Here is an 11,568-nt window from a genome sequence, read left to right as displayed (position 1 = left end):
TCTCAGGCAGGCGCGAAGCGGTATCGCCCGGTCTGCCTGAAAGCGAACAGCGTGTCCTCTTGCCGGGCGCCCGCGCCGATATTGTGGATGACCAGCGGCCTTTCCGGCACGTCCGCAGAACGGTCGGACGAGACGATGACGATGTGCGGCAGGTTGCCGGGCAGCGTCTGGGTGACGAGGTCGCCCGGCTGAAAGTCGGCGAGATTCTCGCTGACGGGTAAGGAATCGCCCTTGCGCGCGAAAAAGGTCGCAAGGTTGCCGACCCGGCGGTGGTCGATGTTGCGGTCGGTCGCTTTCAGGCCCCAGGTCTTCGGATAGGCGGCGAAATTGGCTGCCATATCCTCATGCACCAGCTTCTGCAGGTCGAGCCCGAAGGCGCGGCGATAGGCGCGCACGACGACGTCCGTGCACACGCCGCGATCCGGCGCGACATCGCCACCCGGATAGTCGAGGCGGACATAGGTCGGGTCGTAGAAGGTGGTGACGCCGATCTGCTCACGCGCGGCTTCGACCAATTTGCTGCGCCAGTCCGGCGCGGCTGATGCCTCCTGCGCCAGGGCGGGCGCCGCCAGGCACAACAGACCGAACTGCAGGGCGGTTCGACGGCTAATCGCGGTCATGCAGGTCCCCCGGGCATTGCTGGATCGAGGGGATATTTCCCGAACGATTGCGCCTTTTTCATGCAGCGATGACGTCGCTCAGTTGCCGCCTTATCCGAACGCCTCGTGCACCTCGTCTATGGGCTAAGACCATCTTTGGTTGTAGATTGAGGGAACGGTTAACTGCGAATCCGGTAGCATCGCGACAGGCAGGCAAGCGGGGTCTCTGGCAATGATGGGCGGAAGGTGGAAGCTGACGCACCTGGCTGCGCTGCTTGGCGCGCTTGTGCTTTCGGCCGTCACCACCACCGAGCCACAAGCCGCTTCGCGCGTCTGCCGGCAGCTGGAAGCCGAGCTTGCTTCTTCATCGAATGGCGGCGGCAAGTCCGGCATGGTGCGGAAATATGACAACGCCATCGCCCGCCAGATCGAACAGTTATCAAAGGTGCGCGGTCGTGCGAGCGATGCGAATTGCGGGTTTTCGCTGTTTTCGCGCAACGTCAGCCAATGTGCTGCGCTGAACAGCAGCATCGATCGCATGAATGCCAATCTCGACGCGCTGCAGGCCAAGCGCGCTCAACTTGCCGGCGGTGGCGGCTCGCGGCGCGACCGCGGCCGCATCCTGGCCGCGCTCGACGCCAATGGCTGCCGCGACGAGCCCGCGCCGCGCCGGCAGGAGCCGGTGCAGGAAGCCAGCCGCGAACCGGACGACGGCAATCTGTTCGACCAGCTTTTCGGCGGCAACCAGCCGGTCGACACGCTCGACGAGGCCGACGATGATCCCGGCGAGGAGCGCAATGTGCGCCGCGTGCTCAACCAGCCCGGCGTGCCGGATTTCCCGACGGTCGGCGGCGAGTTCCATACGAGCTGTGTGCGCACCTGCGACGGCTACTTCTTCCCGATGTCGAATTCGGCCTCGTTCGGCGATTTCGAGCGCGACCAGAAGAACTGCGAATCGAGCTGCCCCGGCACCGAGATGCAGGTGTTCTATTCGCGCGGCATGGACGACGACTCGGCCAACATGACCTCGTCGGTGACCGGCCAGCCCTACAGCGAACTGCCGACCGCCTATCTCTACAAACAGCCCAACATGTCACGGCCGCCGACCTGCGGCTGCAATGCGCAGGCCGGGAATTTCGAGATCATCGGCGGCAACCCGCCGCCGCCCGAGCCATCGCAGCCTGATGTTGAGACGACGCCGTTCATTCCGGTGCCGGCGGCAAAGCCCGATCCGGGCGCGGATCCGGAGACGCTGGCCAACATGCAAGGCGGGCTCGACCGCGCCGCCATCAAGCGCCTTGCCGTCAAGCCTGCGGTGTCGCCGGTGTCGCTGATCCCGCCGGACCAGCGCAAGGTCAGGGTCGTCGGGCCAGCGTTCCTTCCCGACCCAGCAGCGGCAATAGATCTGCAAGCTCCGGCCCGGAAGCAAGTCCGGTAAGCGCCAGCCTCAACGGCATGAACAGCGCCTTGCCCTTGCGGCCGCTGGCTTCCCTGATTTTGGCGGTCCAGTCTTTCCAGACCGTGCCGGTCCATGGTTCTTCCGGCAGCAGGTCGAAGGCCTGCTGCAGGAAATCGCGATCCTCGTCGGAAAATTCCGGCGCGGGCTGCGGTCCGTCGGCAAGGATACGCCACCAGCCGACCGCGTCGCTCAGCAGGTCGATATTGCCGCGCACCGCCAGCCAGAAGGGCTCGGCCTTGTCGCCGGAGATACCGAGCACAATCAGCCGGTCCTGCGCCTCGGAAAACGGCATGTGGTGCATGAGCGCGCGATTAAGCACGAACAGCTCGTCCGGATCGAATTTTGCGGCCGATTTCGACGTTGCGGCGGGATCGAAGCGCTCGGCCAGTGCCGGCATGTCGTGCATGGCCGCGACATTTTCGGACGTGCCGACAAGCACCGCCAGCGAAGCCACCGCCATCGGTTCGATACCGTCCTCGCGCAAGCTTTCTATCGACAGCGCACCGCTGCGCTTCGACAGGCCCTCACCCGAGGCCGTGGTCAAGAGATTGTGGTGGCCGAACACAGGCGGTTCGGCGCCCAGCGCCTTGAACAGCGCGATCTGCACGCCGGTGTTGGTGACGTGGTCGTCGCCGCGGATGACGTGGCTGACGCCCATCTCGATGTCGTCCACCACCGAAGGCAAAGTGTAGAGATAGGTGCCGTCCTCGCGCCGCAGCACCGGATCAGACAGGGAGGCCAAATCGACGGTTTCCTCGCCGCGCACCAGATCGTTCCAGTGCACTTCGGTGCGCTCCGGCTGCAGCGGATCGCTGGTGAAGTTGGGCAGCAGGAAGCGCCAGTGCGGCCGGCGGCCGTCCGACCGGTACTCGGCGATCTGTTGCTGCGACAGCGTCAGCGCTTCGCGACCGTAGACCGGCGGCAGGCCGCGCGTGCGGCGCACCTTGCGGCGCAGATCAAGTTCTTCGGGGGTTTCGTAGCAGGGATAGAGCACGCCGGCACTCTGCAGCCGTTCCACCACCTCGTCGTAAGCCTCGAAGCGCCGCGACTGGTATTCGGTGGCGTCAGGGAAAATTCCCAGCCAGTGCAGGTCATAGAGGATGGCGTCGGAAAATTCCTGCTTCGAGCGGGCGATGTCGGTGTCGTCGAAGCGCTGGATGAAACGGCCCTTGTTGTTCATGGCAAACAGCCAGTTGAACAAGGCGGTGCGGGCATTGCCGATATGAATGCGGCCGGTTGGTGAGGGGGCAAAACGGACGGTAACTGTCATGGGCGGGGCGTAACGGATGCTCTCAGAATTGACAAGACGCGCCCCCGCGCGACGCGCAAGACATAATGCACGCCAGCTAAAATGAAAAGGCCGCAAACAAAGGGCCGGCGGCGCGCAGCAGCGCGGCGCTTACCCCCCGCCGCGGCGCCAGCCCAGCCGCGTCTCGATGCGGCTGGCGCTTTGCCTGACCAGGGCGGTCAGATCGGGGTCCTTCTGCCTGAGTTTCAGGTCGGGAACGACGATCGAGATCGTCGCCCGGCAGGCGCCCTGGCTGTCACGGATCGGTGCGGCGATGCAGGCGACCGAAAAGTCCGATTCGCCGGCCTGGATCGCCAGCCCCTGCGCCAGTGCTGCCTCCGATGCCTTGGCCAGCACATTCCTGTCGGTCTCGGCCCGTCCCGTCGGCGAAGCGGTGGCCGAGCGGGCAAAGATGGCGAGACGGTCGGCTTCCGGCAGATGCCCGACGAGCAGCCGCCCCGACGCCGTCCAGTTGAGCGGCGTGCGCGTGCCGACGCGCGAGGTCACCTGGAAATGATCCTTGCCCTCTTCCATGGCCAGCACGACCATATGATCGCCGTCACGGCCGCAGACCTGGACGGTTTCCTTCGACCCCTGCGCCAGTTCGTGCATTTCCTGCGTCGCCACATTGAGCAGGTCGAGCGTGCGGGCATAGGTCAGGCCATATTGGTAGAGCCGCGGCCCAAGCCAGAGCTGGCCGCTGTCCTTGCGGTCGAGAAGGTCCTTCTCGACCATATCGTCGACAATGACGTAGACGGTCGACAGCGGCGCGCCGATGTCGCGCGCGATCTCGTAGGCGGTCGCCGGCCGGCCCTGGCGCTGCAGCGAGTCCAGTATCTGCAGCGCGCGGTCGATGCCGCTGGTGCGCGACCTCCGCGGTTCGGGGGCGACTTTTTCGCGGTTCAGCTCTTGATCAGGTGCGTCGGCTGTCATGAGACCTCAAGAGGTTGATCGCGATGATGTAAAGGGCAGCAGCATGGCGGCGGTCAACCTGATTTAATTTCATTGTGGCGGATGCAGGCCACGTGATGCCCGCCGCCGATCGGATCTACCGGCGGGACGATTTCGGCGCAGGCGGCAATCGCTTCCGGACAGCGGGTGCGGAAGACGCAACCGGACGGCGGCGCGATCGGGCTTGGGATGTCGCCCTGCAAGGGGATGTGCGTGCGGCGGCGCGCCGGATCCGGCACTGGAGCCGTTGCCAGTAGCGCCCTGGTGTAAGGATGGCGCGGCGCGGCATAGACCAGCCGGCTCGGGCCGCGCTCCATGACGCGGCCGAGATACATGACCACCACCTCGTCGCAGAGATATTCGACCACCGAGAGGTCGTGGGCGATGAACAGCAGCGTCAACCCGAGCCTGTTCTGCAGATCGCTGAACAGATTGAGCACCTGCGCCTGCACCGAAACGTCGAGGGCCGACACCGGCTCGTCGGCAACGATGAATTGCGGCTCGACTGCGAGTGCGCGGGCAATGCCGATGCGCTGGCGCTGGCCGCCGGAGAATTCGTGGGGGTAGCGGCTGGCGTGGTCCGGCGACAGGCCGACCAGGGTCAGCAGCTCGGCAACACGTTCAGCCCGCTTTCTGCCGCGCTGAAAGCCGCGCGCGTCGAGTGCCTCGCCGATCACGGCGGCGACCCGCATGCGCGGATTGAGGCTGGAGAACGGATCCTGAAAGACGATCTGCAGCTTCTGCCGGTAGGCGCGCATGTCGCGCGGCGACAGCGAAAACAGGTCGACGCCATCGAACAGCGCCTTGCCGCCGGTGGGTTCGACCAGCCGCAGCAGAGCGCGGCCGGCAGTGGTCTTGCCGGAACCGGACTCGCCGACAAGGCCGACGGTCGCGCCGCGCCGGACATCGAAGCTGACATTTTCGACCGCATGGACGATGCGGCCGTTGCGTGCCGGAAAATGCTTGGTCAGGCCCTGCACGCTGAGCAGCGGCGCATTCATAGCTCGGCACTCCTGATGCAACGCGACGCACCGTGCGGGCCGGCCGGCACCAATGCCGGCGGTGCGGCCCGGCACGGCGTAATGGCGAAGTCGCAGCGCGGCTCGAAGGCGCAGCCGGGCGGCAAATTGGTGATCGGCGGCACGCTGCCCCGGATCGAATACAGCGCATGGCGCTCGCCGGTGGCATCGATGTCGCGCGCGGCGTTCGGCGTGCAGGCGAGCAGGCCTCTTGTGTAGGGGTGGCGCTGATGCGCGAAAAGGTCGTTGACCGGCGCCTGTTCGACGACGCGGCCGCCATACATGACGACGACATCATGGGCGATTTCGGCGACGACGCCGAGATTGTGGGTGATGAACAGGATCGACATGCCCATCTCGGCCTGCAACCGGCGCAGCAGATCGAGGATCTGCGCCTGGATGGTGACGTCGAGCGCGGTGGTCGGCTCGTCGGCAATCAGCAGCGAAGGGCTGCACGACAGCGCCATGGCGATCATCACGCGCTGGCGCATGCCGCCCGACATCTGGTGCGGATAGTCGTCCAGACGAGATTCGGCGTCGGGAATTTCGACATGTTTCAGCATGGCGAGCGCTCTGCTGCGCGCCTCGCGGCGGTCGACCGGTTCATGCAGCGCAATCATCTCGCCGATCTGGTCGCCGACGGTGAAGAGCGGATTGAGGCTGGTCATCGGCTCCTGAAAAATCATCGCGATCTCGGAGCCGCGGATTTTGCGGAACTGTTTCTGGCTAAAGCCGGCAAGGTCGTGGACGCGCTCCTGCCGGTCGCGAAACAGGATGCTGCCGCCGGCAATGGCGCCGGGCCGGGTCAGCAGCCCCATGATCGACAGGCTGGTGACGGATTTTCCCGAACCGGATTCGCCGACCACGGCGAGCGTCTTGCCGCGCGTCAGATCGAAGGTCACGCCATCGACCGCCTTGGCCGTAACGCGGCGCGTCACGAACCAGGTCCGCAAATCGCGGACCGACAGGATGACGTCGCTGGCGAGCGCTTCGGTCAAAACTTCCACCCACAATGCGGACAAGCATGGACACCGCCCTCGCCTTCCCTGGGGATAGGAACATGGCGATGCGCGGCAATGGCCTCAGCACCCAGGATGGCGTGGCGTGGTTCGAACAGCCGGTGCAATGTGCTCAGCGCGCCTTGGGAGTCGCGCACCGTCAGATCGGCGTCGACGACATCGAAGATGGTGAACTCCGCCGGCTTGCCCTTTTCCAGCAGCTTTTCCGTCGGCAGGCGGATGGCGTGGCGCGGTGCGGTCGTCGAGGCCGCCACCACATCCTCGAATTTCATGCCGAGCGACAAGAGCTTGGACATGGTGGTGGCCATGTCCCAGACGGATGTGTCGATCGAGCGGTTGTGCAGATCGGTCGAGATCGTCGCCGGCGCCAGGCCGCGCTCGAGCGCTGCCTTGGCGACGTCGAAGGAGAAGGACGCGCCGCCATGGCCGACGTCGAGCACGATGCCGCGCGCCGCTGCCTGTTCGGCCAGCTGGTAGAGGTCTTCGTCCTCGATAATCGAGCCGCCGGCCTTGCCGTTGAAGCAATGGGTGACGATGTCGCCTTCGGTCAGCAGGCCGAGCACATCGTCATAGAGCGGCGGCGGCTCGCCGACATGCACCATAATCGGCAGTTTGAGGATACGGCTGAGTTTTTTCGCCAACCGCACCGGCGTCAGATCCCAGCCGCCTGTGATGACGTGACTGGCGCGGACTTTCAGCCCGACAATGACATCGCGGTTGGCCTCGACGGTGGCGATGGTGCGGTCGAAGTCGATCGAGCGCATGTCGATCAGTTCGCTGACGCGGTTGCAGGCGACAAGCCCGATCGAACCGATGTTGAGGAAGGCGTAGACATTTTCCCGCGCCGGTTCGACGATAAATTCGCGAAAGCCATGGAAATTGGCCTCGCCGGCCGAGCCGGCATCGACCATGGTGGTGACGCCGCGCGCCGCGCCACATTGTTCGGGGCGCAGCGAAATGTCGGTGCCGCCATACCAGACATGGACATGAAGATCGGTCCACCCCGGCGACAGGAACGCGCCCTTGGCATCGACCGTGTTGACGCCCTCGCCGGCGGCAATCGTTGACGCGATTTCGGCGATGCGGCCCTGCTCGTCGACCAGAATATCGAGCGGCTGGTCGAAGCCGGCGCCGAACCCGACAGGTCTCGCTCCCTTGATCAGCAGCGGCCGGTCGGCCTTTTGAAAGCGATTGCCGAACATCAGATATCCTTTGCCAGTCGAGGGTCGAGAAGGTCGCGCAGGCCGTCGCCGACCAGTTGCAGCGACAGCACGGTGATAACGATGGCGGCACCCGGAAACATCATCACCCAGGGCGCCTGATCCATGTATTGGCGGCCGGTGGCGATCATCGTTCCCCAGGTCGGAATGTCGGGCGAAATGCCGACGCCGAGGAAGGACAGGCCCGCTTCCGCGAGGATGGCATTGGCGAAGATGAAGGTCCCTTGCACCAGAAGCGGCGAGGTCACATTGCGCAAAACGTGGCGGATCAGGATGACCGGCGTCGGCACACCGAGCGCCCGCGCCGCCTCGACATAGGGCAGTTCGCGGATGACCAGCGTCGAGGCGCGCACGACGCGGGCGAGCCTGGGCGCATAGACGATGCCGAGCGCGATCACGACATTGATTGCCGTTGCGCCAAGGGCTGCGACCAGGGCGATGGCGAGCAGGATATCGGGGAATGCCATCATCGCATCGATCAGCCGCGACACCGGTGCGTCGAGCCGTTTGAAATAGCCCGATGTCAGGCCGAGAATGGTGCCGATGATGGAGGAGAAAATCACCACGGCGAAGCCGACGCTGAGCGAAGTGCGCGCGGCATAGAGCATGCGGGTGAAGACATCGCGGCCGAGATCGTCAGTGCCGAACAGATGCTCGAGGCTCGGCCCGTGCAGCCGGCTGGCGATGGACAATTTTGACGGCGCATAGGGTGCGATGAAAGGCGCCAGGATGGCTGCCAGCACGATGATGACCAGCACGGCGATGCCGGCGGCAGAAGTCGGCCGTCCGAGCAGCCGCGAAAAAATGTTGGGTTCGGAGTGGATCGGGGCGGAGATCGCAGCCATCAGTAGCGAACCCTCGGATCGACGGCGAGATACAGCATGTCGATGGCGAAATTGACCAGCACGTAGAGCCCGGCAATGACCAGCAGCGCGCCCTGGATGACGGGATAGTCGCGCCGCAGCACCGCCGAGACGACGAGGCTGCCGACGCCGGGCAGACCGAACACGGTTTCGGTGACCACCGCGCCGGAGATCAGCAAGGCGGCAGTCAGTCCGATGACGGTGAGGATCGGGATCAGCGCATTCTTGAAGGCGTGCTTCAGCACCACGCGCCATTCGCTCATGCCCTTGGAGCGTGCGGTGCGGACATAGTCGTCATTGAGCACGTCGAGCATCGAGGCGCGGGTGAAGCGGGTGATCAGCGCCGAGCTGACGAGGCCGAGCGCCAGCGCCGGCAGCACGAGATGGCTCAGCCGGTCGGCAAAGGACGCGCCCGGCCCGCCATAGCCCGACGTGTCGAACCATCCGAGTTTGACAGCGAAGAACTGGATGAACAGCAGACCCAGCCAGAAGCTCGGCACGCTGGCGGCGAACATGGCGACGGTAGTGGTCGCCTGGTCGAAGATCGAGCCGCGCTTGTAGGCGGCCAGTATGCCGACCGGCAGCGCGATAAGCGTCGCGATTAACAGCGAGAAGATGGTGAGGAAGAAGGTCGGCTCGGCCCGCTGTGCAAGTGCTGTCGTCACCGGCTGGTTGAGGAAGATCGACTGGCCGAAATCGCCCTGGACGACGCCGAGCACATAATGCGCGAACTGCTCAGGGATCGAGCCGTCGAGGCCGAGCCGAGAGCGCAGCGCGGCGATGTCGGCGGCGGACGCGTCCGGACCGAGCATGACGGCGGCTGGATCGCCCGGCGTCACCCGCACGATGACGAAGACGATGGTGACCACCAGCGTCATGACGACGATCATGCCGAGAAGCCTGTTGAGGATCGAGCGCAGCATTCTTCAGCAATCCATTGGATACCGGGCGCCGGCCACACCGGCCGGCGCCCAAAAATGCCTGTCCCTACGCGGCGGGACAGGCGGGAGGATTCTCATTTGCCCTCGAGGTAGGCGTTCCAGAAGTATGGCCACGGCGCCGGCGTCACACCTTTCAGCGTCGGCGCCTGCGCGGCAAGCGCGTTGAAGTCGCCGATCTTGACCGCCGGCACTTCGTCGAACACCGCCTTCTGCACATCGGCAAACAACGCGACGCGCTTGGCCGGATCGGCTTCGGCATTGAAGGCACCCAGCACCTGGTGTTTGCGGTCGGAAACCCACCAGCCCGGCGAAGAATCCGACATGATGCCGGTCAGCGACGGTTCGGGCAGGAACGGGCTGTGGGTGATGTAGACATCCCAGAGCGCCGGATCGGTGCGGTTCTTGGTCAGCGTCGCCCATTCGACGACATCGAGCTGGACCTGGAAGCCGGCGGCCTTCAGATATTCAGCGGCAACCTGCGCCATCTTGTAGTGGAACTCGTACTGGCGGCTGGTGAGGATGCGCAGCGGCTTGCCGTCATAGCCGGCCTCTTTCAACAAGGCGGCTGCGGCCTCGGTGTCGCCATCCGGCTTGTAAGGTTCGATGCCGGCGTCGGTGTGCCAGGCATAGCCTTCAGGATAGAGGGCGGCGTTGGCGGCAAAGAAATCCTTGGAGCCGAAGGCGGCGAGCAGCATGTCGTTGGGGGCGAGCGCTGCCTGGATCGCCTTGCGGATGCGGATGTCGCTGTTCAGCCCCTGCTTGGTGTTGAGCACGAACACCGGCCAGCCGAACGGTTTCAGGATGACGGGCGCGGTCTTGCCGCCGGAAATCTTGTCGAAGGATTCGACGGGAATAGAATCGACATAGGCGAACTGGCCGGCGACCGCGCCCTCGACGCGGGTGTTAGGGTCAGGAACCGGCACGAAGCGGATTTCGTCGAGATACTGCTTGCGCGCGCCGCCATAACCGTTGGGTTCGCCGTCGCGCGATTTGTAGCCGTCGAAGCGGGCAAGCTGGATGAACTGGTCGGGCTTGCGCTCCTTCAACATATAGGGGCCGGTGCCGACAAAGGAGGTCAGGGGGTCCTGCCCGGCATTTTCCGACGGAATGATGATGGCGGCGGCGTTGTTGAGCGACAGCAGTGCCAGCAGCGGCGCGAACGGCTTTTTCAGCGTGATCTTGACCGTCGAGTCGTCGACCGCATCGACCGAAGCGATGACTTCGGCGGCCTGCTTGCCGCGGGTGGCGATCTTCATCCAGCGCTGCAGCGAGGCAACCACGTCGGCCGAGTTCATATCGCTGCCGTCATGGAACTTCACGCCGGTCCGAAGCTTGATGGTGTAGACGAGGCCATCGGGCGAAATCTCAGGCATGTCGGCGGCCAGAAGCGGCGTGATGCCCCAGTCCCTATCGAAGGTGTAGAGCGTCTCGTAGATATGCTGGGTGACGATGCCGACGAGGTCGGCGGTCGAGGCCATCGGGTCGAGCGTCGGCGGTTCGCCGATGGTCGCCACATCGATGACACCGCCCTTGGCGGGCTCGGCCGAGGCGATGCCCGTCGCCGCGAGCACAAGCGCGGCGAGCGAAGCAGCAATATGCAGAAAGCGCTTCATATGGGTTCCCTTCGTATATTCCATATTTATGGAACTTATATCTTAGTTACGGACTAGTAAGTGCATCCGTCTGCCGCGGCGTCAAGTTTTTTTCAAAAAGATCCGGAATCGGGTTGCGCCGATACGCCGACTCATCTGCTGCGCTCATGGGATGGTCGTTCGGTACGCCGGGGACGCCGCAAGCCGGGCGAAAGCCGGCTTCGGATCGGGGTCCAGCGAATTCGGCACAGACGGTTTTCTGTCCCCGTTATCCACATATGTGACACACAAGATGTTGGGGTCACAAAAGCTACGTAAACGAATCCTTGACGACGCAAACCGAGTCGCCTTTTATGTGCCATGTGCTCTTGTTGAGGGCGCGACCGGAGAGTTTCGAGCCCGGTCTTTTTTCCCGGATTTTGTGCGTTTTTGCCCAGATTTCCGCCTGTTTACGAGGCTGGCGGAAGCGTTGGGATCGTGGGGCTTGGGGTGACGAAAGGGAGAATTGTCGGACTGGAAAAAATCATCTGTTAACACTATATTTAGTGTTTGCAGGCAGTCTCGACGCTAGATAGTGTGAACCTCCCTCGAACGAGGGAATCGATCAAAGTTTCAGT

Annotated in this window: 10 protein-coding genes; 1 reads left to right on the top strand and 9 read right to left on the bottom strand. The window is 64.2% G+C overall.

From position 1 onward, the window contains the following. Positions 1 to 2 precede the first annotated feature (2 nt). A complete protein-coding gene (locus AC1DYC_RS05045) occupies positions 3 to 620 on the bottom strand; it encodes a DUF1287 domain-containing protein (protein ID WP_477404463.1) in 618 nt (205 codons plus the stop codon). A gap of 211 nt (positions 621 to 831) precedes the next feature. Between AC1DYC_RS05045 and AC1DYC_RS05040 the strand changes: the two genes are divergently transcribed. Beyond that, positions 832 to 2,037, top strand: coding sequence for a DUF2865 domain-containing protein (locus AC1DYC_RS05040; protein ID WP_477404461.1), 1,206 nt, complete (start codon positions 832 to 834; stop codon positions 2,035 to 2,037). Here the strand turns inward: AC1DYC_RS05040 and gltX are convergent. The 8 genes from gltX to AC1DYC_RS05000 form a co-directional block, all read right to left on the bottom strand. Beyond that, positions 1,955 to 3,328 (bottom strand): glutamate--tRNA ligase, encoded by a 1,374-nt coding sequence (gene gltX / locus AC1DYC_RS05035; RefSeq protein ID WP_477404459.1) that lies wholly within the window; start codon positions 3,326 to 3,328, stop codon positions 1,955 to 1,957. The genes AC1DYC_RS05040 and gltX overlap by 83 nt on opposite strands. A 129-nt stretch (positions 3,329 to 3,457) precedes the next feature. After that, entirely contained in the window at positions 3,458 to 4,279 is an 822-nt protein-coding gene (locus AC1DYC_RS05030) for an IclR family transcriptional regulator (RefSeq protein ID WP_477404457.1), read from the bottom strand. A 53-nt stretch (positions 4,280 to 4,332) separates the two neighbouring features. Then, positions 4,333 to 5,298: an ABC transporter ATP-binding protein gene (locus tag AC1DYC_RS05025; protein WP_477404455.1), complete on the bottom strand. Its 966-nt coding sequence runs from the start codon at positions 5,296 to 5,298 to the stop codon at positions 4,333 to 4,335. Further along, entirely contained in the window at positions 5,295 to 6,314 is a 1,020-nt protein-coding gene (locus tag AC1DYC_RS05020; protein WP_477404453.1) for an ABC transporter ATP-binding protein, read from the bottom strand. Before AC1DYC_RS05020 ends, AC1DYC_RS05025 begins: the two co-directional genes overlap by 4 nt. Further along, on the bottom strand, positions 6,311 to 7,537 hold the full coding sequence (locus AC1DYC_RS05015; protein ID WP_477404451.1) for an amidohydrolase/deacetylase family metallohydrolase: 1,227 nt from the start codon (positions 7,535 to 7,537) through the stop codon (positions 6,311 to 6,313). The genes AC1DYC_RS05020 and AC1DYC_RS05015 overlap by 4 nt, the downstream gene beginning before the upstream one ends. Continuing rightward, positions 7,537 to 8,400, bottom strand: a complete 864-nt coding sequence (locus AC1DYC_RS05010) for an ABC transporter permease (RefSeq protein ID WP_477404449.1) — start codon at positions 8,398 to 8,400, stop codon at positions 7,537 to 7,539. The genes AC1DYC_RS05015 and AC1DYC_RS05010 overlap by 1 nt, the downstream gene beginning before the upstream one ends. Continuing rightward, on the bottom strand, positions 8,400 to 9,341 hold the full coding sequence (locus AC1DYC_RS05005; protein ID WP_477404448.1) for an ABC transporter permease: 942 nt from the start codon (positions 9,339 to 9,341) through the stop codon (positions 8,400 to 8,402). The genes AC1DYC_RS05010 and AC1DYC_RS05005 overlap by 1 nt, the downstream gene beginning before the upstream one ends. A 92-nt stretch (positions 9,342 to 9,433) precedes the next feature. Further along, entirely contained in the window at positions 9,434 to 10,972 is a 1,539-nt protein-coding gene (locus AC1DYC_RS05000) for an ABC transporter substrate-binding protein (protein WP_477404446.1), read from the bottom strand. Positions 10,973 to 11,568: the final 596 nt, after the last annotated feature.

The sequence above is a fragment of the Mesorhizobium sp. P2_E7 genome (genome assembly GCF_056403855.1).
The sequence above is the reverse complement of the archived record's forward strand: the minus strand, read 5'-3'. Positions and strand labels throughout refer to the sequence as shown.

Coding starts and splice junctions, on each gene's coding strand:
- AC1DYC_RS05045 (WP_477404463.1), bottom strand. CDS start 620: ATGACCGCGATTAGCCGTCGAACCGCCCTGCAGTTCGGTCTGTTGTGC.
- AC1DYC_RS05040 (WP_477404461.1), top strand. CDS start 832: ATGATGGGCGGAAGGTGGAAGCTGACGCACCTGGCTGCGCTGCTTGGC.
- gltX (WP_477404459.1), bottom strand. CDS start 3,328: ATGACAGTTACCGTCCGTTTTGCCCCCTCACCAACCGGCCGCATTCAT.
- AC1DYC_RS05030 (WP_477404457.1), bottom strand. CDS start 4,279: ATGACAGCCGACGCACCTGATCAAGAGCTGAACCGCGAAAAAGTCGCC.
- AC1DYC_RS05025 (WP_477404455.1), bottom strand. CDS start 5,298: ATGAATGCGCCGCTGCTCAGCGTGCAGGGCCTGACCAAGCATTTTCCG.
- AC1DYC_RS05015 (WP_477404451.1), bottom strand. CDS start 7,537: ATGTTCGGCAATCGCTTTCAAAAGGCCGACCGGCCGCTGCTGATCAAG.
- AC1DYC_RS05010 (WP_477404449.1), bottom strand. CDS start 8,400: ATGGCTGCGATCTCCGCCCCGATCCACTCCGAACCCAACATTTTTTCG.
- AC1DYC_RS05005 (WP_477404448.1), bottom strand. CDS start 9,341: ATGCTGCGCTCGATCCTCAACAGGCTTCTCGGCATGATCGTCGTCATG.
- AC1DYC_RS05000 (WP_477404446.1), bottom strand. CDS start 10,972: ATGAAGCGCTTTCTGCATATTGCTGCTTCGCTCGCCGCGCTTGTGCTC.